The organism is Mesorhizobium sp. P171375 (assembly GCF_057786075.1).
Genome location: NZ_JBYNWF010000001.1, coordinates 2,492,965 through 2,517,013 on the forward strand (window position 1 = coordinate 2,492,965; position 24,049 = coordinate 2,517,013).

General features: G+C 60.0%; 23 protein-coding genes and 5 pseudogenes. 11 read left to right on the forward strand and 17 right to left on the reverse strand.

The window, feature by feature from the left end:
* Nucleotides 1–1,119: 1,119 nt before the first annotated feature.
* The 3 genes and pseudogenes from ACYHH6_RS11775 to ACYHH6_RS11785 all read left to right on the forward strand — a co-directional run.
* Nucleotides 1,120–1,407 (forward strand): annotated as a pseudogene (locus tag ACYHH6_RS11775) (TrbG/VirB9 family P-type conjugative transfer protein); the annotation flags it as partial.
* Nucleotides 1,400–2,557 carry a TraB/TrbI/VirB10 family type IV secretion system protein gene (locus tag ACYHH6_RS11780; protein ID WP_352591910.1) on the forward strand — a complete coding sequence of 386 codons (1,158 nt, stop codon included), beginning with the start codon at nucleotides 1,400–1,402 and terminating at the stop codon, nucleotides 2,555–2,557. The pseudogene ACYHH6_RS11775 and the gene ACYHH6_RS11780, both read left to right, overlap by 8 nt.
* A 1-nt stretch (nucleotide 2,558) precedes the next feature.
* Nucleotides 2,559–2,782, forward strand: a pseudogene (locus ACYHH6_RS11785) (DUF2274 domain-containing protein).
* Here ACYHH6_RS11785 and ACYHH6_RS11790 read toward each other — a convergent pair.
* From ACYHH6_RS11790 to ACYHH6_RS11815, 6 genes are all read right to left on the reverse strand, one after another.
* The gene (locus ACYHH6_RS11790) at nucleotides 2,730–3,200 is read right to left on the reverse strand and encodes a thioesterase family protein (RefSeq protein ID WP_352591913.1); all 471 of its coding nucleotides are present in this window, start codon (nucleotides 3,198–3,200) and stop codon (nucleotides 2,730–2,732) included. The pseudogene ACYHH6_RS11785 and the gene ACYHH6_RS11790 sit on opposite strands and share 53 nt — an antisense overlap.
* Before the next feature lie 113 nt (nucleotides 3,201–3,313).
* Entirely contained in the window at nucleotides 3,314–4,042 is a 729-nt protein-coding gene (locus ACYHH6_RS11795; RefSeq protein ID WP_352591916.1) for a hypothetical protein, read from the reverse strand.
* Complete coding sequence (locus ACYHH6_RS11800; protein ID WP_488500431.1) at nucleotides 4,014–4,838, reverse strand: thermonuclease family protein; 825 nt, start codon at nucleotides 4,836–4,838, stop codon at nucleotides 4,014–4,016. The genes ACYHH6_RS11795 and ACYHH6_RS11800 overlap by 29 nt, the downstream gene beginning before the upstream one ends.
* 618 nt (nucleotides 4,839–5,456) lie before the next feature.
* Nucleotides 5,457–5,708: a hypothetical protein gene (locus tag ACYHH6_RS11805; protein WP_352591922.1), complete on the reverse strand. Its 252-nt coding sequence runs from the start codon at nucleotides 5,706–5,708 to the stop codon at nucleotides 5,457–5,459.
* Nucleotides 5,709–6,456: 748 nt separating this feature from the next.
* Complete coding sequence (locus ACYHH6_RS11810; protein ID WP_352591925.1) at nucleotides 6,457–6,879, reverse strand: Crp/Fnr family transcriptional regulator; 423 nt, start codon at nucleotides 6,877–6,879, stop codon at nucleotides 6,457–6,459.
* Nucleotides 6,880–7,117: 238 nt separating this feature from the next.
* Nucleotides 7,118–8,911: a PAS domain S-box protein gene (locus tag ACYHH6_RS11815; protein WP_352591928.1), complete on the reverse strand. Its 1,794-nt coding sequence runs from the start codon at nucleotides 8,909–8,911 to the stop codon at nucleotides 7,118–7,120.
* Nucleotides 8,912–9,081: 170 nt separating this feature from the next.
* Here ACYHH6_RS11815 and ACYHH6_RS11820 point away from each other — a divergent pair, with 170 nt between their 5' ends.
* Nucleotides 9,082–9,453, forward strand: a complete 372-nt coding sequence (locus ACYHH6_RS11820; protein WP_352591931.1) for a response regulator — start codon at nucleotides 9,082–9,084, stop codon at nucleotides 9,451–9,453.
* A 47-nt stretch (nucleotides 9,454–9,500) separates the two neighbouring features.
* On the opposite strand, the gene ACYHH6_RS11825 is transcribed toward ACYHH6_RS11820, so the two are convergent.
* Nucleotides 9,501–9,680, reverse strand: coding sequence for a hypothetical protein (locus ACYHH6_RS11825; protein ID WP_352591934.1), 180 nt, complete (start codon nucleotides 9,678–9,680; stop codon nucleotides 9,501–9,503).
* 142 nt (nucleotides 9,681–9,822) lie between these two features.
* On the opposite strand from ACYHH6_RS11825, the gene ACYHH6_RS11830 reads away from it, so the two are divergent.
* Nucleotides 9,823–10,005, forward strand: a complete 183-nt coding sequence (locus tag ACYHH6_RS11830) for a hypothetical protein (protein WP_352591937.1) — start codon at nucleotides 9,823–9,825, stop codon at nucleotides 10,003–10,005.
* Nucleotides 10,006–10,418: 413 nt separating this feature from the next.
* On the opposite strand, the gene ACYHH6_RS11835 is transcribed toward ACYHH6_RS11830, so the two are convergent.
* Complete coding sequence (locus ACYHH6_RS11835) at nucleotides 10,419–10,625, reverse strand: HWE histidine kinase domain-containing protein (RefSeq protein ID WP_352591940.1); 207 nt, start codon at nucleotides 10,623–10,625, stop codon at nucleotides 10,419–10,421.
* Between the two features lie 323 nt (nucleotides 10,626–10,948).
* Here ACYHH6_RS11835 and ACYHH6_RS11840 point away from each other — a divergent pair, with 323 nt between their 5' ends.
* From ACYHH6_RS11840 to ACYHH6_RS11855, 4 genes are all read left to right on the forward strand, one after another.
* A complete protein-coding gene (locus ACYHH6_RS11840) occupies nucleotides 10,949–11,428 on the forward strand; it encodes a hypothetical protein (RefSeq protein ID WP_352591943.1) in 480 nt (159 codons plus the stop codon).
* On the forward strand, nucleotides 11,425–12,645 hold the full coding sequence (locus ACYHH6_RS11845) for an Nramp family divalent metal transporter (protein WP_352591945.1): 1,221 nt from the start codon (nucleotides 11,425–11,427) through the stop codon (nucleotides 12,643–12,645). The genes ACYHH6_RS11840 and ACYHH6_RS11845 overlap by 4 nt, the downstream gene beginning before the upstream one ends.
* On the forward strand, nucleotides 12,645–13,004 hold the full coding sequence (locus ACYHH6_RS11850; protein ID WP_352591948.1) for a hypothetical protein: 360 nt from the start codon (nucleotides 12,645–12,647) through the stop codon (nucleotides 13,002–13,004). Before ACYHH6_RS11845 ends, ACYHH6_RS11850 begins: the two co-directional genes overlap by 1 nt.
* Nucleotides 13,005–13,309: 305 nt before the next feature.
* A complete protein-coding gene (locus ACYHH6_RS11855; RefSeq protein WP_352592074.1) occupies nucleotides 13,310–14,278 on the forward strand; it encodes a c-type cytochrome in 969 nt (322 codons plus the stop codon).
* A gap of 38 nt (nucleotides 14,279–14,316) precedes the next feature.
* On the opposite strand, the gene ACYHH6_RS11860 is transcribed toward ACYHH6_RS11855, so the two are convergent.
* From ACYHH6_RS11860 to ACYHH6_RS11895, 8 genes are read right to left on the reverse strand one after another with little or no spacing between them, the layout of a single operon-like run.
* Nucleotides 14,317–14,733 (reverse strand): c-type cytochrome, encoded by a 417-nt coding sequence (locus ACYHH6_RS11860; protein ID WP_352591951.1) that lies wholly within the window; start codon nucleotides 14,731–14,733, stop codon nucleotides 14,317–14,319.
* Complete coding sequence (locus tag ACYHH6_RS11865; RefSeq protein WP_352591954.1) at nucleotides 14,726–15,604, reverse strand: cytochrome c oxidase assembly protein; 879 nt, start codon at nucleotides 15,602–15,604, stop codon at nucleotides 14,726–14,728. Before ACYHH6_RS11865 ends, ACYHH6_RS11860 begins: the two co-directional genes overlap by 8 nt.
* Nucleotides 15,592–15,900, reverse strand: a complete 309-nt coding sequence (locus ACYHH6_RS11870; protein WP_352591956.1) for a hypothetical protein — start codon at nucleotides 15,898–15,900, stop codon at nucleotides 15,592–15,594. Before ACYHH6_RS11870 ends, ACYHH6_RS11865 begins: the two co-directional genes overlap by 13 nt.
* Nucleotides 15,897–16,499, reverse strand: coding sequence for a cytochrome c oxidase subunit 3 (locus ACYHH6_RS11875; RefSeq protein WP_352591959.1), 603 nt, complete (start codon nucleotides 16,497–16,499; stop codon nucleotides 15,897–15,899). Before ACYHH6_RS11875 ends, ACYHH6_RS11870 begins: the two co-directional genes overlap by 4 nt.
* On the reverse strand, nucleotides 16,496–18,406 hold the full coding sequence (gene ctaD, locus ACYHH6_RS11880) for a cytochrome c oxidase subunit I (protein ID WP_352591962.1): 1,911 nt from the start codon (nucleotides 18,404–18,406) through the stop codon (nucleotides 16,496–16,498). The genes ACYHH6_RS11875 and ctaD overlap by 4 nt, the downstream gene beginning before the upstream one ends.
* On the reverse strand, nucleotides 18,403–19,353 hold the full coding sequence (gene coxB, locus ACYHH6_RS11885) for a cytochrome c oxidase subunit II (protein WP_352591965.1): 951 nt from the start codon (nucleotides 19,351–19,353) through the stop codon (nucleotides 18,403–18,405). The genes ctaD and coxB overlap by 4 nt, the downstream gene beginning before the upstream one ends.
* Nucleotides 19,354–19,391: 38 nt before the next feature.
* Entirely contained in the window at nucleotides 19,392–19,994 is a 603-nt protein-coding gene (locus tag ACYHH6_RS11890; RefSeq protein WP_352591968.1) for a c-type cytochrome, read from the reverse strand.
* A gap of 23 nt (nucleotides 19,995–20,017) precedes the next feature.
* On the reverse strand, nucleotides 20,018–22,414 hold the full coding sequence (locus ACYHH6_RS11895; RefSeq protein ID WP_352591971.1) for an FdhF/YdeP family oxidoreductase: 2,397 nt from the start codon (nucleotides 22,412–22,414) through the stop codon (nucleotides 20,018–20,020).
* Between the two features lie 250 nt (nucleotides 22,415–22,664).
* Between ACYHH6_RS11895 and ACYHH6_RS11900 the strand changes: the two are divergent.
* A pseudogene (locus tag ACYHH6_RS11900) lies at nucleotides 22,665–22,968 on the forward strand (leucine zipper domain-containing protein); the annotation flags it as partial.
* Nucleotides 22,969–22,998: 30 nt separating this feature from the next.
* Nucleotides 22,999–23,800, forward strand: a pseudogene (locus ACYHH6_RS11905) (serine hydrolase domain-containing protein); the annotation flags it as partial.
* Here the strand turns inward: ACYHH6_RS11905 and ACYHH6_RS11910 are convergent.
* Nucleotides 23,798–23,926 (reverse strand): annotated as a pseudogene (locus tag ACYHH6_RS11910) (IS630 family transposase); the annotation flags it as partial. The pseudogenes ACYHH6_RS11905 and ACYHH6_RS11910 sit on opposite strands and share 3 nt — an antisense overlap.
* Nucleotides 23,927–24,049 lie beyond the last annotated feature (123 nt).

The window sequence follows — 24,049 nt, forward strand, 5'->3', positions numbered from 1 at the left end:
ATCCTGACAGGGCCGGCACGGGAAATTGACTCGATAATCGAAAAATTGAAGGTATTCTACCTTACGTCGGCGCTCGTGTGAGGGGCATCGCCGCTTGGGAGACTAGACTGCACTCTCGCCCCATTTTGAGGGGTAGAGATGCTGCGTATCCCGCAAAGCCATTTCCTAAGTCCTGACGATTTAGCGCTCTGTCAGCGGGTGTTCGACTAGATATGCGTCGATGCTAAGTCGGACCGCAGATCGGTAGATGGTGAGACCTTGGCGTCCGCTGTACTGGCGAGTTTTCAACGAGGCATAGTTGACGAGGTGGAGTTGCTGGAAGCAGTTCGCGCGCGGCGTGACGAGTTCACATATCTACCCAGCTGACAGGAAGAACTAGCGCTTTCCCGACATGATGCGGGCTTCGCGCAAGAGCGACGACCAAGTGTGCGGTCCCAAGAAGAGGATAAGCTCGCGGGCCTGAGCTTCGGTAATGCCGGTTTCGCTGACAAGACGGCGAGCAAGGCCATCCGTCGAAGCCGGTGGCCTTCCTTCCTCGTCAACCATTTGTCGGATGTCCCTTCCGTGCGACCCAACGTAAGCCGACAGGAAATGGTTCCGTAGGCGCTACCCAGCCCTAAGGCGCACTCACGGCCATGTGAATTGCGGCCTAGGCGCTCTCTGCCTACCTACCGCCCATGAGTAAGGCTGAAAGGATCATCTTCCTGATCGCGCTGGTGGTGCTGATCGCGTTCGTATTTACCGTTTGGCTTTTGGATGCGCCCGACTGGTCCGTCCATCTTTGACCAGCCGAGGCGCTACCCGGCTATAGCCTCGCTCCATTGAGCTAGGGATAATTGCCAATTTCCCACAACTTAGCCGGGGGCTGCGACAAATCGCCTCGGATTCCGTGTGGATTTTGCTAGGAAAATCAGGTTGTCGCAAACGTGATTCGCGGCAGCAAAAAGGCGGGCTGCACCACCAATGCCAGCTGGGTTCTGTTGCTGATGGCGTTCAGTTGGCGGCTCCGCACAACTGCGACGTCGTCAATCCTGGCGGCACGTTCTCCGTCGGGCCAAATCCGTACTTCGCCATGATAGTGGCGATCGTGCCATTCGACATGACCTTCGCCAGACCCTGATTGTCGAGTTTCCACGCGGGATCGTGCAAGGCGAGATGCCGCCCATCTTCGTCATCGGCCCGGACGGCGAGGCCGAGATTGCCAACAGCCGCGTCTACCAGAACACCCTGATCGTCGACCGTCTCTTTGGCGCGGCGGAATTGCGGCTTGGCAGTGGCAAGCGGCAACAGACCGTCAGGATCGTTCGCACCGATGCCACGAGGAGAGGTCCGTGGATGTCAGGCACCAACGCGGCGCCGAATGCGAGGAACGGATTTCGTCAAAGGGGAGGGAGCAATCATGAATGAGAACGAAATCCCGGCCGCCCCCATGCAGCTTCGCGCCGATCCGCCGCGCGTCACGCGCCTGTCCCGCAAGGTGCTCGCCGGCATTGGCTTATGTGCATCGCTTGGCGTCGGCGGTGCGCTGATCTACGCGCTTCAAACCAGTGAAACCGGCCGGCATGGCGACGAGCTGTACTCGACGTCCAACAGGCAGCCCGCCGACGGACTGGCCAGCTTGCCACGCGACTACACCGGTCCCGTTCTTGGGCCGCCGCTGCCTGGCGATCTTGGCCGGCCGATACTTGACGCACAGCACAAGGGGCAGCCCGTCGTGCCGCCGACAATCGCGACACCCATGGTCGATGAGGCCGAACAACGCCGGCGGGCCGAAGAGGAGGCGGCCCGAATCTCGCGTGTTTTCTTCCAGACAGGGCAGTCAACTGGGGTGACGGCCGAAACCCAGCCCGGAGGAACCTCCCCGCCGAACCTTGGCGGCCCCGACCTTGCCGATCAGATCGGCCAGTCCACCACGCAAGACCGTCAACTCGCCTTTCTGAATGCGGCCACTGATCGGCGCACCGTGGCGCCGGATCGCGTCACGCCGCCGGTATCGCCCTATGTGCTTCAGGCAGGGGCCGTCATCCCGGCGGCGCTCATAACCGGTATCCGTTCCGATCTGCCCGGTCAGATCACCGCTCAGGTCACAGAAAATGTCTATGACAGTCCGACGGGTCGTTCGTTGCTGATCCCGCAAGGCACGCGCGTCATTGGCCAATACGACAACGGGGTCGGATTCGGCCAGCGGCGCGTTCTGCTTGTCTGGAGCAGGCTGGTCTTCCCCAACGGCCGTTCCATTGTTCTCGAACGCCAGCCTGGCACTGACGCTCAAGGCTATGCCGGCCTTGAGGACGGCGTCGACTACCATTGGGCCGAGCTGTTCAAGGCCGCGGCACTCACCACTATCCTTAGCGTCGGCGCGGAGGCCGGCTCGTCTGGACAGGAAAGTGACATCGTGCGCGCCTTGCGCGGCGGCGCCTCCGACAGCCTCAGCCAGGTGGGCCAGCAGATCGTCCAGCGCCAGCTCAACATCGCACCCACGCTGACGATACGGCCAGGCTTTGCCGTGCGCGTCGTCGTCACGCGCGATCTCGTGCTCGAACCCTATGGAGGCTGAAATGGCCAAGTTGAAACTCGGTCCGATCGCAGACGATAAGCCAGTCAAAGTCACAGTGGAGGTGCCGGCGCGGTTGCACCGCGACCTGTCCAGATATGCCGAGATCCTAGGGCGAGACTCAGGTCAGCCATCAGCCGATCCCGTGCGCTGATTGTGCCGATGTTGGAACGCTTCATCGCGACGGATCGCGGCTTTGCCAGAGCCAAGCAGGAGCGAAAGCCTTGAGAGCGCGGGCGTCATCGCCAAGCGGCGAATGCTCGTGAACGACTGTTACCAAGCCACGGTCGTCTAGTCTGAGTATTTGCTTTTCCAGGTCAGGAATGCAAGGCCGGCCCTGGCAACTGGCGATCGCAATCCTCTTCCCAGCTCGCACCGGAGTCCCGAGCACGGGGTGCGCGGCTTGGACCTGTTCGAGTGTCGGCAGTATGTCGGAAGGGTATGGCACGACCCTCGGACCGGACATGTCAATGTGGAGTGAGAGCTGTTCGGCAGTGGCTGCCAGCCAGCCTTCGACATGGCGCAGCTCCTGGAAGAATCGAATACGCTTCTCGCCATGATCGAGCAGATGGAATGTAGCCGTCACCTCATCGCCAAGATGAAGCTCGCCCACGCAACAGATATGAACCTCTACTGCGTAGTCCAAGGCGAACTATGTCGATCGGACCTTTATCAAGAACGAAGGCCGCCGCTTGTGGCTTGCATTTCAAAATGTCACGCGAGCCACAATCTTCGCCGGCTTTGCGGGGGCAACTGCAGTCACGATGGTCTCCGGAATCCGAAGGCCCTCAAGTTCCGCGCCTTGGTGGTTGATCCCGGTATGGCTGCCTCCGCAGCAGCGATGTCCTTCGCGCTGACCTGAAGCGACTGACATGCTCCTTTCTCATCCCAGAGGTTCTTCGCAACCGCGCTCCCGACGGCAGCAGTTATGGCACTAGGCGCTACATCGTCGGGAGCCACTTGTCGGGCTTTGATCAATGCTTTGATCGCTTCGCCGAGGATCGCGGCTGAGTCGTCGAATTCGACTCCGCGAACTTGGTCAAACCGGTTCTCCGTGCTGCCGTCTACTATGCAGTGGTGAGCGATAAAGACCCAATCGTGAACCATATAGGCAGGCGCGTAGCCCCAAGGCGATAGTCCCTTGAAGACTTGTGCGATTTTCGGGATCGATCCGCCGTCAGTGTACATGAGACCCGGCTGGATGGTGCTCCCCGGAGAGCCTGGATCTGAGCGGTGGAAGATCAATGGATCCCGTGGATCGGGCACGAAGAGAAAATTTCCGTCGCCCGAATTGCTGCCCTCTCCGACCCACATGACGAACAGACTTCCAGAAAGTTGGCCTGTGACAAGCTTCTGGTAATCGACCGAACTGCATCCAGCCACCATGAAAGCGATCAGTCCCAATGGGCCGAAGGTCGTTCTTGTCAGAACACTAGCCGCATCGATCCTCATGAAACCCTTAACACTGCGATTCACAAGGAATGCCATCCTTATCGCGGTCCAGCTTGCCGCCCCAGGGGCAGTTGGCCAGATACCAGTTTGCTTCGTCACACGAACTGATTTGAGGGCAGGTCCGCCGCGGCTGACAGGAATAGCTTTGCGCCACTTGGTTGTTGATGACCCCGAGAGGTTGGCTGATCGCTGGTGCCTTGTCAGCGTGCCGTGCACGCCAATCCCAAGGCGCTTCAAACTTTCCGACCCACAGACCGACCTTCGCAGCCTCGGCCGTCGCCTGTTGCCCAGCATAGGCCCCCTGACTGTAGCGGGGCCAATCCAAGGCCTGACCGTGCTCCAACATCCATGATGCCACGCTGGTGCCGTCGGCACGTCGGCAATCGCCTACGAAGCGGCCATAGCGATCCCAGGAGACAAAGGAGCACTGCACGGGCTTGGAGGCCGCAAGGAACTTGTCGAGCGCTTCGGCCGCTCGTCGACCGCAAGGATATTCGAATCCCTCGGCGTCATCGCAAGACTGCTTGCTCTCGGGGGCGTCGATGCCATTGAAGCGGATGCGCTGCCCGTGAATTTCGATCGTATCGCCATCGATCACAGACGCAATACCGGCGATCGGCGCCGGCTTTGGACCGAACCAGTTCGATGCATTGATCTCTAACAAACCTTGGCTGCGCTGGATGGGGGTCTGCGCGACCAGCGCCCCAGCCGCGGCCACAGTCACCAAGACCAGGCGCAGCGGCACGCTCGCCCATCGGCGCGCACGGCTATGCTTGGCACCGGATCGCTTTCGCCGGTGGTCAGAGCGATTGTAGTATCGGTATTTGTCCACGCCCCTTTTCCCCTGAAGAGAGGATGCGACTGTTTCAACAAAGAGTCCAGAAGACCAGCGTAGCGAGGCAAGGGCGTCGTAAATTTCGACGCCTTGCCCATAAGTCGAGACTTATGCAATATCAGCCACATCCCGATGACGACTGGCGTCTGCTGCTCGTTAGGATCGCTTCTTTTCAGGGTGGCCCTCAATGGCACTGCGGCCCAGCGGCTTCGGTGGTACTGCGAGGGGACTAGCAATCGCCGCCCGCTGGGCCTGACCGGCAGGCCCGTTTGAGTATGGCAGCGCCGACTGGCGAACATATTTGCATCCCTGCAAGCTCAGCGAAACATGCGAATAAAGGAAGGATCTCTGGGTCGATCCAGGGCGTCTTACTTGCTTAGCGGTGCCGGGAATTTCAGGGTCGTCGCATAGGTCCTTCAACGAAGATGGCTCAGCCCAAGAAATCAAGACGGCCTGTTACAAGGCATGGGAAAACGAGCAGGGAGAGGGGGCGGCCGCGGAAGGATAATAAAGGGGCAGATGCGGTTCGCCGCTGCCACCAGCCCGCGCTGCCTCCCTGTGGCGGGCTGCAGGTTTTGGGCGGGCGCAGACGCGTACTTTGCCCCGCGTTGTGGGTCAATTCAGCGTAAGCAACCGGACTTTCGAGAGCCTTCGCCGAGCCAGTTTGCGAGCTGCATCTGCGAGGTGATTGCCAAAAGCTTCGGCGACGAATGCAAGGGTCATCAGGTCGATCAAAAAGTCGTCGATTGCACCCGAAACCACGTTTGAGCGCCGTTCAATCTGACCCGTGAGGGCGCGCGCCTCCGCTAACGCGCACTGCAGATCGCCCGCATCGAGTAGCTCTTCGAGCCTGTCGAAAACCTTCACCTTAAACCCCCACGCATCCATCCGCGCGCCCTCATAACGCGGCGGCCTGAATATATTTCCCCGTCGAAAGGAAAAAAGATGCCTGTTTCCCATGGGAAGGAATCGCCTGCCAACGTGCTCGCGCAAGAAGGCGGCGGCATTCGAACCATAAGGCGACCGAGGCGGCGCCCCTATGAAGGGCGTCACCCAGCGGCATATGAGTGCGAGGTTGCAGCCGACATCTTCAACGTTCGTTGAACTCGCGCCGGTTGATTCCGGCTACTCCAGACGATTGCCCGCTGGCCCAAGTCGGCGGGCTTTTTGTTGCCGTAGAGGTCGGGAAACATCAGGTTGCTCCGCCAGGCTTAACTAGCGTCCTCTTCCAGCACGTACGATCCAAATTTGTGAGTTGCTGGAACATCTCGAAATATCCGAACTTGTACTATTGCACTGACCTCTCAGTGCGTCCCCAGCCCACTTGCCCGCTGGGCAAACCGGCGGGCCTTTTTTTGGTGCTGGTGAGAAGCCCGCCGTTTTGTTCAGAGACGGCGGGCTTTTTTGTTACTACGGAACTACAAAAGCCCGCGAAGTTAGTTGAGGGCGCCGGCGCTCCTCCTCCCCTGTCGGCTGCTCCCCTAAGACACTCGAGCCCGCGCTTTCCTCACGGCGCGGGCCGCCGCTTGCCTCGCTATACGATTTCTGGGATGCGAACGGAGATGCTAACCGCCAGCGGCTGGCGTTACATCCAAATAGAGTGGGTCTCGAAGGTTTAGGTACCCGGGTCGAAGTCTGCTATCTCGCTTAAGGCGTCCCAGTTCAGGATGACCAGCCGTCCTTCTTTGTGCTCCAAAAGGCCGTCAGAACGCAGTTTCTTCAAAATGCGATTTACGTGAACTACGCTCGCGCCGATAGTCTCGCCGATCTGAACTTGAGTTAGCGGTAACGGATGGGAATTCTCTCTTACCAGCCCCATGACCTTCATGCGCACGTAAAGCTCACAGGCGAGGTGGGCTAACCTGCCCACCACATCCTGCCCTCCCAATACCTTGACCCAGGCGCGCGCGACCGCCGCGTCTACCAAACTTTCCCGCCAAAATAGATTTGCCAGGCGAGTACGGAGAACCTTGAGAATGTCGTCGTGTGCAATCACCGCAATCTTGCTTCTACCGATCGACGCGAGTGTGTGATCCATGATCCTTAGATGCAAGTGTCGAAATCGACAGCGCAGTCGGGTCAGGAACAACTGTGATCTTGCGATTGCCTGCGGCGCCGGTCCAAGCAGACGGCTTCCGACTACCATAAGAGAATCCAGGCTTGGCCGTGACACGACGCCATGAGGGAGGCGCGCGTCGGCTGCGCTCTCAAAACCTGATGCGCGGCTGAGGCTACAGATCATGCAAAGGCGTCAGAGGCCTTGAAACCCCCGACCTTTAGCTCCCATTTGCAACGGACGCTTCCACGGCCGGTAACGGGGCTTCCAAGCTCCAGATGACCCCATGCGGCCCGTACTCGAGATTTCCCTGCCCTCCAACCGCCGCGGGCGCCGCCCGCTTCAGGACCACGGTTCCAAAGCCGCCCTGTCCGATATTCTGGACTTCCGGCCCATCGGTTTCGGCCCAGGTGAGTTGAAACAGCTTCGAAGCACCGGAACCGTTGATGCCCCACGTGACCGAAATCCGGCCCTCGTCGCCCGAGAGCACTCCGTATTTGGTCGAGTTGGTCGCCAGTTCATGGAAGGCGATCCCGAGATACTGCACCGCATTGGGACTAAGGACCAAGGATGGGCCTGACATCTCGATAACGTCACCCCGAGGAAAGGACTCGGCTTGCGCCGCCAACAGATCACGGATTGTGGCGCCCTTCCAGTCGGCCGACACCAGCAGGTCGTGGGATCGCGACAGTGCCATGATGCGCTCGCGCACCTGGGTTTCAAACTGCTTGGGCGTCTCCGATCGCTTGTTGGTCTCCCGGATCATCGACAGGATGACCGAATACTGATTTTTCACCCGATGGTTGACCTCGCGCATCAGCATGCGGATGCGGTGCTCGTTTTCCCTCGCCGACGTGATGTCCCGTGCAATCTTCGAAGCGCCGACGATCTGCCCAGTTGCGTTACGCACGGGCGATATCGTCAGCGAAACCGGAACCAGGCTGCCATCCTTGCGCTGGCGGGTCGTTTCGAACGGTTCGACGCGTTCGCCACGGCGAATGCGTTGGAGAATTCGGGGTTCTTCGTCCTGGTGGTTATCCGGGATCAGCATGGTCACCGACTGACCGATCGCTTCGTCGGCGGTGTAGCCGAACAGTCGTTCAGCGCCATGGTTCCAGCTCTTGATGATGGTGTTGAGATCCTTGCTGACGATTGCGTCGAACGAGGACTCCACGATCGCCGACAAGTGCTGCCTGGCTTCTTCCGCACGCTGGCGGTCCGTCAGGTCGAGCAGCATGTTGACCGCACCAATGAGGTTGCCATGCTCGTCTTGCAAAGGTGTGGGGTAGGGTAGGAACGGAAAGAAGGATCCGTCCGGACGCTGCGCTACCGCCTCTTGATTACGAACCGGCCGGTTTTCCTTGAGCGCGATAGCCATCGGGCACTCGTCGTGCGGCAGTTCCTGGCCGTCGGCAGTGAACAGCTTGAACGTCACACACCATTTGTCTTTGCCGACGGAGGGCTCCCTGCCTGCCAGATCGGCAGCAGCGCGATTGTAGTAGGTAATGGTGCCGTCCTGGTCAGTCGTATAGATCGCCACGGGGAGGCTCTCGAGAATCTGGCGATAGGTACTGTCGTGCTGCCTGAGCTGCGTCCGTGTCCGCTCAAGGTCGGTTACATCAGCCGTAAAGCATCTCGTGTTGATCAGCTCGCCGTCGCGGAAATGGCCGCTCGAAGTGATTTCGACATGCTTGATGGATCCGTCGCGGGCTCTCAAACGCGCCGGATATCTCGCGATCCGCTCGCCCCTGGAGAGGCGATCCAGAATGTCCTCTATCACGTGCCGGTCGGGATAGAAGTCCGCGATGTGGCGGCCGATATAGTCCTCTGCCGGATAGCCAAGCAGATCGAGCTCAGCCTTGTTGGCTTGCAGAATAATGCCGTCAGCGCCCACTAAGTGAAGCGCGAAGGCGCCATTCTCGAAAAAATCCTGATAATCGAAATTCAGGCTGTCGTGACCGGAAACTTCCGGGTTCTTGAAGGCGACAACATTCGCCTGCCGCAGTTCATCCATTCCCGGTCCCAATCTGGCTTAACCGCCAACAACGCGGCTCGTATTAACTTCGTTCCACGATCGGTGTTTTTTTGAGGGTTGCACGGCCCATATTGCCATCCGGCCGCAATCGCAGTTAACTTTGATGGCCAAGTTCGGACGGCAACGACTCGTCCCATAATGCTAAATTTATGAACGTGCTGAGCATGGAAAGTCCTCTGGTCTTGGTCGCTGACGACGAAGCCTTGATCGCTTTGGACCTAGAGTGCGCGCTTTCCGAGGCAGGTTTCACGGTGGCGGTGGTGAGGTCCTGTTCCGAGGCGAATCTGTTTTTGAAGGAACACACGCCTGCCGCCGCCGTTCTTGACGTCAGTCTGTCGGATGGCGAGTGCCATGAGGCGGCTAAGACGTTTGCAGACTTGAATGTACCCTTTGTAGTCTATACGGGCCTTAGCGTCGAGGCCAGCCATGGAGTATTCTCACACGGAATTACAGTGTTGAAGCCCACCGAATCGGCAGAAGTGGTCCGGGTCCTCAAAGCCATGACTGCCACCCAGCAATAGAAGATGACCGGATAGCTGAGGGCGCTTGAGAGTGGGTCTTGCAAAGCCTAACCCAGGCGTTGGCGGAGCAACAGCCGCGCCTCACGGAGCAGGGAATTGCGGTCGGTGCCGATCAGGCGAATAAGCTCGCGCGCCTGATCCTCGGTGACGCCGGTCTCCCTGGCAATGGACTCCGCCAGTGTTTCATTCCCGGCCACACGCTCACCGCTGTCCTTGTCATCGCCCATGGTGAATCGTGCCAATGTTGCGCTTTGGATCGCGGATCGATCCTGCGGGAGCCCCGGCTTCTTCCAAAACGCGGGGCGTAGCCAAGCTGCTTTTGCTTATTTCGCTTCAAGCACGTGCCGAAATCGCAGCGGAGGATAAAAAGTGGCCGAAGAGAAAGATGCACCCAGCAAGCAGGTGGAAAAGGACGCCCAAGGGCAATATTCGCGAGGCGATCATGGCCGGAAAAACGACGGCGTGGCGAGCGCCAAACCGCGGGTGTTGCCGAACGAGCCATCGCACAACGCCGAGGCGGAAGACACTGACGGCCGACGTCGGCGCGATTGACGCTCAAAAGGCCGTTGGTGCCGTTGCGTCCCATCGAACAGGGACGCCCGGCGAAAGATAGCGGCGCCTTGAGTGTCCAAATCACATTATTTGTGCCGTACTTCAGATCGGCTCTCCCGTCGAATGCCTGCGGGGCGACGCGTCTAGACTAAGCACGACACTGCCGACGCCGTTTTTGCCGATCGTTTCGATCTCAGGTCCATCCTGCTCTGCTCACGTCAATATAAGTATTTGATGGCCTTGCTCCCTGACTATCTCCCATGAGACTGCGATGTCGCCCTAATGGCCGGACAACACCCATACTTGGCGGAGTCGTGCAAAGTTCGTGGAATGCAATGGCGAGATATTGGACAGCATTAGGACTGATAAGAACGGGGGACAGGAGCAGTTCGGAAATAGTGGCACCCTTCCAGTCAGTAGAGACAAAACAAATCGTGAGATCTCGACAGCGCCATGAACCGCTCGCGCACCTGCTTCTCAAACATGCGGGTTTGTCCCGACCGATTGCTGGTCTCTCGGGTCATCGACAGGATCACCGAGCATTTTGAGGCGCGTGCACCGCGATACCGTTTTCTGAAGCTTGCCAACCTGTCGGGAATTTGTGAGTTCCGCGGAACCATCCGTCCGCGGCAGCTTTACTCAGATGAGACGAAGGGATGTTGGGCAGGTCGAATGCAAATACCCGTGGAGGGTACGCAATGGAGTTGTTCTTATTTTTTCACCACGTGGCCGCGCGCCGAAGTGACGGACTTCACCCCGAACTTGCACGTCTTTTCGCACAGCGGGCCGCTTTTTCAGCGTCAAGCATTACGGAGTTGCACCGTCGTGCGCTACACTGCGGGGAACAGGCCGGTCCCAATCCTTCCCGCACATCAAATCAGCGGTTGCCCGACGATGTGCTCCGTTTTCCCTGCAAACCCAAATCCACAGTCCGGGAACCCTGATGTCCGTCCGAGACATAGCTGGCCGGGTGATAACTGCGCAGCTGCCATGCAAAGACGGAAGCTATCGGCTTTGCCGTCTGTGCCTGCTGTCGATCATGCTTGCTTTGGAAGCGTGCTCGTCTGCGGAGCGTCCCGAACAGCAGGTGAAGATCGCGGCGTCGGCATCTCAGACGGCAACCATGGTCTTGGACGCCTGGGCCGCTAGGGCCGTCCCCTCCCATTATGCATCCGCCACGTTGCAATCGACGGCCGAGATCCTTGCCGAGGCCGGTCGGCAGATGCAGTCCGACATTTCTGCTCAACTCTCCACGGAGGGCGCGGTCATGACGGCGATCGGTCGGCTGTCGGCCGCGGCACGGCACGCTCAGGCCGGGGTTGCGGCTGACAACCCACGGCGGGTGAGCGAGGCGCGGCAGGAACTCAAGGCGGCCGCGAGCGACCTCGCCGCCCGTGCCAGACTGGTCGCGCCGAAACCATGAAGAAGCTGCTTGAAATTTCACTTGGCATCGTTACCAGCGTTGGCGGCTTCCTCGAGGTGGGATCGATGGCGACAGCCGCGCAAGCCGGCGCGACCTTCGGCTTCCAGCTGATCTGGGCAATCCTGCTTGGCACCGTCTGCATCATCTTCCTGGTCGAAATGGCTGGCCGGTGCGCTGCCGTCAGCGGCCACACGATCACTGACGGAATCCGTGAAAGGTTCGGCTTCCACGCCTTCCTGTTGCCGTTGTTGGCGGTCTTGCTGGTGAACTTCATGGTGATGTCGGCGGAGCTCGGCGGCGTCGCCATCGCGGCCGAACTTGCGACAGGTATCGGATTTCAATGGTGGGCGCTGCCAGTGGCGTTCCTGGCGTGGTTGTTTCTGTGGAAAGGCACATTCGGTTTCATCGAGAAGGGCGTGGCGATTCTCGGCCTTGTCACGCTCTGCTTTGTAGTCGGGGCGGTGATGCTGAAACCGGATTGGACACAAGTTGCTTTTGGCGCGGTGCCCAGCCTGCCGGAGCATGACGCGGCGAACTACTGGTTCATGGCCGTCAGCATTCTGGGCGCGTCGATATCGCCCTACCTTTTCATGTTCTATTCCTCGGGCGCCATTGAGGATCACTGGGACAAAACCTATCTCGGCACCAATCGGGCCATTGCGGCACTTGGCATGAGTTTCGGTGGCACCATCTCGCTCGGCGTGCTGATCGTTGCTGCACTTGTGCTCGGGGCACACGGCATAAACCAGGTCAACGACTATCACCAACTGCCGCTGATGCTGATCCCGATATTCGGCTTTTGGGGGTTTGTCCTATTCGTCGCTTCGCTTGGGATAGCATGCTTCGGCGCGGCACTCGAAATCGCGCTGCAGCAGGCATATCTGGTCGCGCAAGGCTTCGGATGGACGTGGGGCGAGGACCGCAAACCCCGCGAGGACCCCGCCTTTTGCGGAGTCTATACGCTGGCGTTGCTGCTTGCTCCCATCCCGATCATGCTTGGCCTTGACCCACTGAAGCTGACTATCTTCTCGATGGCGGTGACGGCTGCCAGCCTGCCGCTGACCGTGGTCCCCTTCCTCTTCCTGCTCAACGATGAAAATTATGTTGGAGATCACCGCAACGGGATCATCTCGAACGCCGCGGTGATGTTGATCATCGCGCTCGGGTTCGCCCTTGCGGTGGTGACCATTCCCTTGCAGATATTCGGGGGTTCATGATGGATCTGCTGCGCGATCTACTGGACAAACAGGTTGTTGACCGCGAGCGAGTCAAGATTGGCAAGGTGGATGGATTGGTGGCCGAGCTGAGGCCGGACATGCCGCCCAGGATAGTTGCGATCGAACTCGGGTCGATCGCGCTGGCGCGGCGACTGGGTGCACGGCCCGGGCGCTGGATGACATGGCTCGCAGCAAGGCTTGGCGGTGAGCGCCATGCCGAGCCGCACCGCATAGCCTGGAAGAAGGTGCGCGACGTCGGCGTCGACATCGAAGTCGACGTCGACGTGCGCAAGACGGCGATCTTCGATTGGCAGGACTGGTTGCGCGATCACGTCATCGGCCGCATCCCGGGAGCTTGACGATGGCCACAGTAAACATCGAACTCCTTGCCGGTCGACGGGTCCTATCACTACGCGGAAAAAGTATCGGTCATATAGAGGAGATCCGTGCGGAGCGCGACGGGGAGGATGTTGTCATCACCGAATTTCACGTCGGCATTTTCGCTGCTTTCGAGCGACTCTCCGGCTCGGCAATCGGCCTCGCAATGCTCGACTTCTTTCGCTTGCGCCACCGCGATTGCCTGTACCGGATTCCCTGGGACCAGCTCGACATCTCCGACCCGGTCAAGCCCCGGCTGCGATGCACGCTCGAGCAACTTTCCCATATGAAGGCGCGAATCGAAGGCGAGGGCGAGAGACAGTCTTCCAAGAGCTTGCGGCGCGTCATCTGGAACCTTGCTCTCGTCGTTTTTCTCTGTGCGGCAGGCGCTGCTGCTGCCCTGTGGTACGTGACCGCGGCACGGCCGCCGTTTTCCGATGAGGACCAGCAATTTGCGGGTCCCGGCGATGTCGCGCAGGGGGAGCTTATCTTCGCGGCAGGTGACTGCGCTTCCTGCCACGCAATGCCGGGGCAGCCCGATCGCCTGAAGCTTGGCGGCGGTATGGCGCTCGCTTCACCGTTCGGGACCTTTCGGCCGCCCAACATTTCCCCGGATCCCACCGATGGCATCGGGGCGTGGAGCGTCAGCGACCTGGCGAATGCGCTCACCGGCGGCGTGTCGCCAGAGCATGAACACTACTATCCCGTTTTTCCCTATGCGAGCTTTACAGGCATGACGGCTACGGACGTGCGAGATCTTTACGCCTATCTCAGGACGCTTCCCAAGGTTACTGGGCGTACGCCACCCCATGATCCTGCGATCCTGTTCAGCATCCGGAGGTCTGTCGGCATTTGGAAACTGATGTTTTTTCGTCAAGGACAAACGATTGGGCGTCGCGACGGAGATCCAGTCCATGATCGCGGCGCCTATCTTGTCGAATCCGTCTCGCATTGCGCCGAATGCCACTCGACCCGCAACACCTTTGGCGCCATCAAACCGGCCACCCGCTTTGCCGGCGGCATCGATCCTCAAGGCACGGGATTTGTGCCCAACATCACCCAGGACAGGTTGTCCACATGGGCCGAGAGCGATATCGCGGCGATGCTCAAAACGGGGGAGACACCCAGCCATGGCCGCGTCGGATCCTCCATGGCCGATGTGGTGGCAAATACGGCAATTTTGCCTGACACCGACCGCCGGGCGATTGCGCGTTACATCAAGGGTTTGCTCCCGATAGCGACGCCGCATCCTTGAGCCAATCCGTGCGGTACGACGTCCACAATGCCCTAAGCTCATTGCGCGTAGAGGTACGCTGCAAGGTCTTTGGCTTCCTCTTGGGAGATGCCGGTCTCCGGCATTGCCGTGCGCGGGGAAAAGCTCCGGGGCGAAACAATCCATGCGACAAGGTTGTCGGAGTTGTTTTCCAGCACGCCAGCGATGTACACGCGCTTTGACAAGCCGGTGAGCGGCGCACCGGCCTGCCCATCCGCTCCCGGTATCCCGGGTATGGTGTGGCAGCCGGAACAGCCGTAACGACGAAAGATCTCTGGGGCTCGTGCGGGATCGCCGCCAGTGATCGCTTTGGCCAGAGCCGTCTGAGTGTGATTGTCGCGCGCGATGTTGACCGCGACAAAGGCGGCCGACGCCCCGATGAGGGCAATGCCCATAAAGGCGGCGCGGCCAGCGGGAGAGGCAGGTAGGTCAGGCATTTTTCGGCCTTCTTTCGCTCGATCCGCGAATCCAGAGCGCCAGCATCGTCATTGCCGCCGCCGCGTAGATCGTGCCGGCCGGAATCCACATGATCATGCCAGCCAATTGCTGGTCTTCCAGGGGCGTCAGCCCCCATTCCATCGCAGCCTGGGTCTGCGCGGTGTAGAGCACGCGTGGGGCGAGCGCCATCAAGGCACCCAAGACGCTGGTGTGGATCATGGTGGCAAACAGATGCCAGGCCGAGGCCCCGTAGTCGGTTCGCCACACAATTGCCCACCAGAACAAAATGGCTGTGGCAAAGAAGCTGAGATGCTGGAGACGATGGACGGCCGTGTCGGTCACGGCCGCATCAAAAAGGGTCGGCACGTGCCAAATCCAGATGGCCGCGCCATGAATGATGGTCGCGTTTGTGGCGCCCGCAAACCAGTCCCATGGTGCCCTTATAGATGGGGAAAGCATCGCAGATCCGGCGATGCGACGCGCTCTTCCGGGCAGCCCCCACAGGAGGACGCCAACCGGCCGTGCCAGCACGATAAGGGGTGCCGAGACGGCCATGACAATCTCGTGTTCGATCATGTGGAAGGTGAAAAGGTGTTCGCCCAGCCAATGAAGCGGCGACAGCAGCGCTCCCGCAAGCGTCAGCATGCCTCCGAAATAAAACAGTGCGCGGATGAGAAGACCGCCGGGCCGCCTGGCGCGCCATGCCAGCCTCATGACGCCTATGCCGTAGAGCGCTGCCAGCATCGCGAGAGGCAGAACGATCCAAAGATCAAACGTCCAGGGAAGCCCGCCAGCATGGACCTCGTCGCCGTGCGCCATCGCCGCAGTGGCACTCATGAAAAAGATCAGGGTGCAGATCAGCGCTGGCATGGGTCGAGCAGCATCGTTGCTGTCCCCTGCAACGACAGCGCAAAGACAAACGCCAGTGCGATGAGGAAACCTGCATCGGCGACGAAACGCTGTGACTTGACCAGTTCGGTTGAGGTGGCCCGCGAGGCTGCGACACCGGCAATGGAGACGACGAGAAACGCGCCCGCAAAGGCCGCGGTCCATGGAACAGCCTGCCTGCAATCGAGATAGGGTGTGATCTGTCCAAGCTGAGTGCTGAGCGCCCAGGCAAGTGGCGGTGCGAGCAGGCCACCGCATCGAAGCCAACTTTTGATCATAGCCGTGGAACCCAATAGAGACAGGCATACATCGGCAACCACGTCGCGACCACGAAGTTCCAGTACATCGCGTTGTCGCTGACATCTCCGTAACGCCGCGCATTGTCGCCATGCCGCGAGAACATGAGGCAGGTCAGCACCAGCGTTTCGACCAGATCAGTCAGAATGTGCGTCGTATGGAGGCCAAGCATGACCCACACGATCGAACCATAAGCATTCTGGTCCCACATGATGTGCATTGCCGGAAACTCGAAGGCGCGCAGGATCAGCGGCACGATGCCGAGCACGGACATGACGATGAGCCCGATGCGCACTTTCAGCAGGTCCTGGTTGCGCGCCCAACGGGCGACGAAGATATTGGGAACAAGGCTTGCCATCAGGAAAGCTGTCAGGGTCGTTCCGGCAAGCAGATCGGGCGGCGCGGCATCCAGCGGCCAGTGCGGCGCCAGGCTCATGAGATAGAGATAGACGACGATTGAAAGCGCAAAGCCCATGCCTTCAATGAGCATGAAAGCGAGCGTTCCCCACCAGGACGGGCTCGCGGTGCCCAAGCCGTGCGGCGGGAGTTCGGTCAGGTCGAGTGCAACACCAGCCTTCATGACTCGTCCTCCGGTACGCCCTTCGGCCAGAACCAGCCGATGAGTGCGATCGCGATCGGTATCGAGCCCCAGACGACTGCCCACGGGGTGAAGATCGACCAGATCAGCGTCGCCGTGGTGGCAAATGCCGCCCACAACGGCCAAATCGAATCCCCGGACGAAGATTCTCGCGCCTCCGGCACCGCTTCGACAACGCTGCTGACCAACAGCTCACGACGGTCGACACGAAGGCCTGCAGCGACGGGAAGGGCATCTGGGCGGTCTGACAACGGTTCGAGGCTGCCGACCACCGGCAGCCGGGCGAAATTGTACGGCGGCGGTGGCGACGACGTCGCCCATTCGAGCGTCGAGGCGTCCCATGGGTTGGATGGCGCGGGGGGACCTGACCTGGCACTGCGTATCGCGTCGACGAAAAACAGTAGGAAACCGAGACCGAGAACGATCGCGCTGAGGCTGATGAACATGTTCAGGCCGGACCATGGCATCTCGGGCTGGTAGGTATAGATGCGGCGCGGCATGCCTCGCAGGCCGAGAATATGCATGGGGAAAAAAGTAAGGTTGAAGCCGGCAAAGATAAGGCCGAACACCCAGCGGCCGAGTGGCTCGCTCATCATCCGGCCGGTGAGCTTTGGGAACCAGTAATAGATCGCGCCGAGCAAGGGAAAAACCGCGCCGCCGACCAGCACATAATGGAAGTGGGCGACGACGAAATAGGTATCGTGGACTTGCGTATCGAACGGGACTGACGCCACCATGACACCGGTCAGGCCGCCAATGACGAAAGTGACAACGAAGCCGATGACGAACAAAAACGGCGTCTTGAAGAGCGGCCGTCCTGCCCAGATCGTCGCTAGCCAGCAAAAGATCTGCACTCCCGCCGGAACTGCGATCGCCATGCTCGAGGCGGTGAAGAAGCTTTCTCCAAGCCGGGGAAGGCCGACGACGAACATATGGTGGACCCAAAGTCCAAATGCCAGAACGCCCGTGGCGATCAGGGCCATTACCATGGCCAGATAGCCGAACACGGGCCGCCGCGCGAATGTCGCGACGATGGTCGATACCATGCCCACCGCCGGCAGGAAGATGATGTATACCTCTGGGTGTCCGAAGAACCAGAAGAGGTGCTGCCACAGCAGCACGTCGCCGCCCTCGGCCGGATTGAAGAAATGTGTCTCGACCAGCCGATCGAGAATAAGCGAAGTGCTTGCGATCATGATCGCCGGCATTGCCAGGATGACAACAAAAGACGTGACCAGCATCGACCAGACGAACAAAGGGATCCGGTCGAGAGACATTCCAGGCGCGCGGTGCTTGAAGACGGTCACGACGATCTCGACGGCGACGGCAAGCGCGGAGACTTCGGTGAATGTGATCATCTGCGCCCAGATGTCGGCTCGCTTTCCAGCCGCATATTGGGGGCCGGACAGCGGGACATAGGCGAACCATCCGACATCCGGGCCGGTATCGAGCACAAAGGCGATCCATAACAGTAAGCCGCCGGCGAGATACATCCAGTAGGAGAACGCGTTGAGGCGCGGGAAAGCGATGTTGCGCGTTCCCACCATCAACGGCACGAGGTAGACGGCCATCGCCTGCATCACGGGCACGGCAAAAAGGAACATCATGTTCGTGCCGTGCATGGTGAAAATCTGATTGTAGCGATCGGGCCCGATAAAACGGGCTTCGGGTTGTGCGAGTTGCAGCCGCATCAGCAGGGACAGCAATCCGCCAAGCGCCAGGAACACAAACGCCGTGATGATGTAGCGCCGGCCGATCATCTTGTGATCGACCGTCGAAAGGAAACCCCACAGACCCGGCGGTGTTGACCAGACCGATGCAAGACGGCGATGGAGTTCGGCATCGCTCAATGCCGTGTCACGAAGCTTCCGGTCATCCGCGCGCGTCATTTCAGGCTCTCCATGTAGGCGGAGATATTCTGGAGCTCTGCGCTGGTGAGCGTCACCATCGGCATGTTGTTTCCGGGCTTGAGCGTCTGTGGATCGGCGATCCAGGCGCCGAGCGAACCGCGCGTGGTTTCCAGCAGCCCGGCGGCGATGGTCTGACGGCCGCCTATGTGCGTAAGATCGGGTCCAGTGGTGCCATTGGCGGCCGTGCCGCGGATTGTGTGGCAGGCAGCACAGGGTTTACGCAGGAAGGCTTCTTGTCCCGAGGCTGCGTCCGGATCGGCCGGCATCACCGCATTACCACGCTGTGATGCGGCCCAGCGTTCATAGTCCGCTCGCGCCTCGGCGATGACCATGATCGCCATGTGACTGTGCTGCAAGCCGCAGAACTCCGAGCATTGTCCCCGATAGACGCCCGGTTTTTCCGCCCGCAGAAGCAAGGTGTTGGACCGCCCCGGCACGAGGTCCTGCTTTCCGGCGAGGCTAGGCACCCAGAACGAATGAATGACATCGGAGCTTTCAAGCCGGAGTTGAACATCCTCGCCAATCGGGATGTGGATTTCGTTGGCGGTCTGAAAGCCGGGCGTTGTGCCGGAACCGGCATAGAACACCTGCCACCACCATTGCTGTCCCTTGACCGTGATCGTAAGGGCGGTGTCGTTCGGGACGCCGATGCTGCGGGTCGTGAAGAAACTTGCGATCGTCAGACCGGCGATGATGACAACAGTTACCGCCACCGCGGCAGTCACTATCGTTGTCAATCGCTTCTCGGATGCCGCGCTTTCCGGTCCAGCGCGGCGTCCCTTTAGAAGCGCCATGGCCAGCATGACCATTACCAGAATCCAGACCAGCGTGCACACGGCGACTACGCCGATGATCAGGTGCTCGAGATGAATCGCCGGAGCGCCATGGGGGTCAAGCGCCGACTGGTTGCCGCTGCAGCCCGACATGACGGCGATGATCGATATCAGGAGGCTGCGTGGGGTTCTCACGGCGACGGCCCCTCGTCTGGGTGGACGCCTACAGGCCCCTGATCGAACAGGATTATCGCGGGGCCACGATTTTCGGCCGGGCGCGTGTGTTTGTCATCGTTGCGACTGGGCGCAGCAATCTTCGGCTTATAGGAACCGATCGTCTGGACATATCCCGCGAGCTGCCAGATCTGCTCGATCGCCATCCGATCGCGAAAGGCTGGCATGCCGTGTGGCCGGCCGTCGCGGATGGAAGCGACGATCGAAACCATCTCAGGCCCGTAAAGCCACCAACCATCCAGGAAGCTCGGTCCGACACCGCCACTGCCATCTCCGTGACAAGCCGGGCAACGAAACCAGGCATAGAGGCGCTTGCCTTGACTTAGATTGTAGGCGTCTGTTTCATATGGCTTCCCGAGCGCGAAATAGGTCTCGGGCGGTGTTCCGCTGATGCCGTTATGCATAAGCCGGAACCGGTCAAGATCGGCCACCGCCGGCGGATCGACGCGGAGGTCTCTCGGTCCCCTCAACCAGCCAAGCACGCCTCCCAAGCCGACGACAAGCAGGAGGCCTCCGGCCAATAATACCGACTTCAGATTTTCGCTTACCCTCTCTGACACGCGGTCTTCTTCCCCAATAGGGCTCAACCATCTGGAGTTAGTTGCGAACGGCTGAGGCGGACTGGCAAAAGCTTATAAGAGGGCGTCTTCGATCTCGGGTCATGATGGGCCAAAGGGAAGAGCGGGTTCATTTCGGGATAGTATGCCCCGCAACAGCCCTCGGGGATATTGTAGGAAACGATCCTCAATCCCGACACCTTGCGCACGGTGGGCTCATCGATCGCCGTTGTAAGATCGACATCTTCGCCGTCGACAAATCCGAGCCGCGTAATATCTGCGGGGTTCATGAAGACGATCATGCGCGTTCCGTTGACGCCCCGAAAGCGATCGCTGTAGCCATAGATCGTGGTATTGAACTGATCGTTGGAGCGAAGCGTCGCCAGATGAAGGACTTCGGCGCTCTGCGTCGTGGACAATTCCGGAAAAAGCCTGTCCGGGGTGATGAAATTGGCTTTCCCGCTTTGCGTCACCCACTTGCGCTCACGCGCCGGCAGGGGTCTGGCGAACCCGCCAGGCTTGAAAAGCCTCTTGTTGAAATCCTTGAAGGTCTCCGGATATGTCCGCTCGATGGCGTCGCGGATCTCGGCATAGTTGCCGACCCAGGCATCCCATGGGACTTTGGTCTCGCCGAGCGTGGCCTTGGCGATACCGGCGACGATCGCGGGTTCCGACAGCAGTTCGGTGCTAGCCGGCTTTGTCTTTCCGCGAGAGCCATGGAAATGGGCAATCGAACTCTCCATGGACACGGCCTGCGGACCGGTCGCCTGCTCGTCCACCTCGATGCGGCCCAGGCAGGGCAGGAGATAGGCGATTTCGCCATGCAAGACGTGGCTGCGGTTGAGCTTAGTCGCGATCTGCACGCTCAGACGTAGTTTGCGCCATCCGTCTTCCATGGCGGCGGTATCAGGCACCGCTTTCAAGAAGTTCCCGCCAAGACCGATGAAAGCGCGGGATTGCCCGTTCATGATCGCTTCGCACGTTTCGACGGTCGAGCGACCTGTCCAGCGCGGCGGCCGGAAGTCATAGAGCTCGGAGAGTTTGTCCAATGGGGCCAGGCCTGGCTTCTCGGTAATGCCGACAGTCCGCTGGCCCTGGACGTTGGAATGACCGCGAACAGCACAGATGCTTGCTCCGGGCTTGCCGATATTACCGCGTAGCAGCGCGAGATTGCAGACCATATGGACGTTCTGGACGCCCATGAGGTGTTGCGTCAGGCCCATGCCATACACCATCATGACGGCGTCGGATTTGGCGTAGGTGGCGGCGGCCTGCATCATCTCATCGCGGGACAGCCCGGACACCCGCTCCAGCTCATCCCACTGGTGTGCCCGCGCGGCCCGGGCAAAGTCCTCGAACCCGGCTGTATGCTCATTGATGAAATCGTGGTCTAGCACATGCTTTTTATCGACCGAGGCTATTGAAGCCGCAAAAGCAAACATTGCCGCATTGTTCGGATCCTTCGGTTCGCCATCCTCTCCCGCCACACGGCTGTTGCCGGAAGCCTTCAAGGCGTCATCAGCTTCGATGAGTGCCTTGCAGACGCCGAACAATGCCGCGATATCGCCGCCATTGTTGACCTGATAGTACTCCGATGAAATCTGGGTCTCTTTGCCGGTGAGCATCTGGACCGGAGACTGCGGATTGACGAAGCGTTCCAGTCCGCGCTCGCGCAGCAGGTTGAAGGTGACGATCTTGACGCCACGGTTGACCGCATCCTGGAGGTCGTGCAGCAGGCGAGGCGAGGACGTCCCGACGTTCTGGGCGATATAGAAAATACAGTCGGTGTTTTCGAAATCCGACAGGATTGCTGTGCCGACAGGGGCGCCGATGCTTTCCGGAAGCGCCACCGACGAGCTTTCGTGGCACATGTTGGAACTGTCAGGCAGATTGTTGCTGCCATACATGCGCGCAAACAACTGGTACATGTAGCTCGTCTCAAGCGACGCGCGGCCTGAGGTGTAGAGATCGACCTGATGGGGATCGAGCGCCCGCAGTTCTCTGCCAATTTCGCCGAACGCCTCGCTCCACGCGACCGGGACATATGTGTCGCTCGTCGTATCCCAGCGCATGGGATTGGTCAGTCGGCCCCGTTCCTCCAGATCATGATCCGGCCAGAGCTCCAGCTCGGCTAGCTTATGTTTGGCGAAGAACGCAGGGTCAGCCCGTCTTGAGGTGACTTCCCACGCCGTCGCCTTTGCGCCGTTCTCGCAAAATTCGAGCGGATGCGGTTGGGAAGGTTTCGCCCAGGCGCAACTCACGCACATGTAGCCTTCAGGCTTGTTCTGCGTCGAAAGCAGCTTTGGGCCTTTCAGAGGCACGTGTTCTTTGGCGATGATCGAGGCGACGGACTTGGCAGAGCCCCAGCCACCGACCGGTCCGCTATAAGGCTTGATGGTGGCAGACCTGGTTTTAGATGTCATTTCCGCCTCGTTGCATTACCCACTTTTGACGCAATGCCCTTCATCGCTGGATTCCCAAGCGAAGCTCCGCCGGCAAGTGAGGCGGCATTCGAAGATGTACTGGAACTATCCAAGTTACTGATCAGCCTGCCGAGCCCGGATATATAAAACTTGGCATGTGCCGGTCGGTTCCACGCATGACGCCGCCTTCTTTGCGACCGGACCGGGGAGACTGGAGTTACCAGGCTTCAGCACTCACCGGAGGATCCGAATGAACATCCACAAGAATGCCGTCTCACGCCGCTGCGTCGAAAGGAGATGGCGCTGTCGGTGATAGAATGCGCTTTCTCCAAAGCCCATGCGGCGCGTGTCTACGGCGTGTCGGCCAAGATCGTGGCGCGCTGGGTCGAGCGCTATAAGTCCGAGGGCCTGGCATGATCGACCGTTCCTCGCGGCCCGCCAATATGCCACAGGCCACCGCTGCGTTGATCGCCGAGCGCATCATGACGCTGCGGCGGCAACATTGGACCGGCAAGCACATCGCCCATCAGGTCGGCGTCTCGCCCGCCACCGTCGGCAGCCCCGCTAGGTTCCGGTGGGAGATCATGGCGCCATTCCGTGATCCGACTGCACCCGGCAATTCTCTCATTCGAAGGCAAGACTGGGATCGCGCGCCCTGGACCGATGGACCTTCCAGCATGTCCGGGACCTGTTGCCGACCACGCAGGTCTGGCGCGGAGCGGGGCCGGCAAGCCTACTGCCGGTCGAAGCAGGCCTATACCATTGGCAGTTTCCTCGAGACGAGCTATGCCGATGGCCTCCTGGTGCTCCATGGCGGCAAGATCGCCGCCGAGCGCTACCTGAACGGCATGACACCGCATACCCAGCACCTGTCGCAATCGGTCGCCAAGTCGGTGGTCGGCACCGTGGCGGGCATCCTGATCGGCCGCGGAGTGGTCGACCCGGCCGCGTCCCTGACGCACTATCTGCCGGAGCTGGAGGCGACGGCCTATCGCGGCGCGACCGTCCAGCACGTACTCGACATGACCAGCGGCGTGGCCTTTGACGAGACCTATACCGCGCTCGATTCCCACATGGCGCAGCTGGATGTCGCCAGCGGCTGGAAGGATCGTTAGAACCCGAACTGGCCCACGCATGTCTGGGACCTGATCCTGTCTTTGAAGGATCTGGAGTGCCCGCACGGTACCTCCTTCCGCTATCGCTCGATCGAGACGGATGTCCTGTCCTTCATTTCTACAGCGCGCCGCCGCTACCCCGCTTGCAGAACTCGTCAGCCGTGAATTGTGGACGCCGAAGGGGGCGGAGGAAGACGCCTATTTCACCGTGGACGCTGCCGGCTATGCTTTGGGTGACGGCGGGTTCAATGCGACTCTTCGCGACTATGCTCACCCATCTGATGACGGTGCTGATACCAACCCCATAGCGCGCCGAGGCTTGCCGTCGTGGCAGCCCATCCCGCTCAACCGATGCAACAACCCGTTCGCGAAGATCCATCGAGTAAGGTTTGCCCATCCATGCTGACCTCCTTGCCCAGCAAGAAGGTTGAATCAGATTTGCACGCCTGAGGGAATCCCACGCCGATTCAGCCTCAATTCATCCCGCTCTAGCGAAACAACGCCGTCTCGACGTAAATTG

Bases quoted from the DNA above. Each gene is read 5' to 3' on its own strand.
- ACYHH6_RS11875 (WP_352591959.1), bottom strand. From the start codon at position 16,499: ATGAAGGCTGGTGTTGCACTCGACCTGACCGAACTCCCGCCGCACGGC.
- ACYHH6_RS11845 (WP_352591945.1), top strand. From the start codon at position 11,425: ATGAAGAAGCTGCTTGAAATTTCACTTGGCATCGTTACCAGCGTTGGC.
- ACYHH6_RS11855 (WP_352592074.1), top strand. From the start codon at position 13,310: ATGAAGGCGCGAATCGAAGGCGAGGGCGAGAGACAGTCTTCCAAGAGC.
- ctaD (WP_352591962.1), bottom strand. From the start codon at position 18,406: ATGACGCGCGCGGATGACCGGAAGCTTCGTGACACGGCATTGAGCGAT.
- ACYHH6_RS11895 (WP_352591971.1), bottom strand. From the start codon at position 22,414: ATGACATCTAAAACCAGGTCTGCCACCATCAAGCCTTATAGCGGACCG.
- ACYHH6_RS11810 (WP_352591925.1), bottom strand. From the start codon at position 6,879: ATGGATCACACACTCGCGTCGATCGGTAGAAGCAAGATTGCGGTGATT.
- ACYHH6_RS11860 (WP_352591951.1), bottom strand. From the start codon at position 14,733: ATGCCTGACCTACCTGCCTCTCCCGCTGGCCGCGCCGCCTTTATGGGC.
- ACYHH6_RS11840 (WP_352591943.1), top strand. From the start codon at position 10,949: ATGTCCGTCCGAGACATAGCTGGCCGGGTGATAACTGCGCAGCTGCCA.
- ACYHH6_RS11820 (WP_352591931.1), top strand. From the start codon at position 9,082: ATGAACGTGCTGAGCATGGAAAGTCCTCTGGTCTTGGTCGCTGACGAC.
- ACYHH6_RS11850 (WP_352591948.1), top strand. From the start codon at position 12,645: ATGGATCTGCTGCGCGATCTACTGGACAAACAGGTTGTTGACCGCGAG.
- ACYHH6_RS11795 (WP_352591916.1), bottom strand. From the start codon at position 4,042: ATGGCATTCCTTGTGAATCGCAGTGTTAAGGGTTTCATGAGGATCGAT.
- ACYHH6_RS11815 (WP_352591928.1), bottom strand. From the start codon at position 8,911: ATGGATGAACTGCGGCAGGCGAATGTTGTCGCCTTCAAGAACCCGGAA.
- coxB (WP_352591965.1), bottom strand. From the start codon at position 19,353: ATGTCGGGCTGCAGCGGCAACCAGTCGGCGCTTGACCCCCATGGCGCT.
- ACYHH6_RS11865 (WP_352591954.1), bottom strand. From the start codon at position 15,604: ATGCCAGCGCTGATCTGCACCCTGATCTTTTTCATGAGTGCCACTGCG.
- ACYHH6_RS11870 (WP_352591956.1), bottom strand. From the start codon at position 15,900: ATGATCAAAAGTTGGCTTCGATGCGGTGGCCTGCTCGCACCGCCACTT.
- ACYHH6_RS11835 (WP_352591940.1), bottom strand. From the start codon at position 10,625: ATGGTTCCGCGGAACTCACAAATTCCCGACAGGTTGGCAAGCTTCAGA.
- ACYHH6_RS11825 (WP_352591934.1), bottom strand. From the start codon at position 9,680: ATGGGCGATGACAAGGACAGCGGTGAGCGTGTGGCCGGGAATGAAACA.
- ACYHH6_RS11780 (WP_352591910.1), top strand. From the start codon at position 1,400: ATGAATGAGAACGAAATCCCGGCCGCCCCCATGCAGCTTCGCGCCGAT.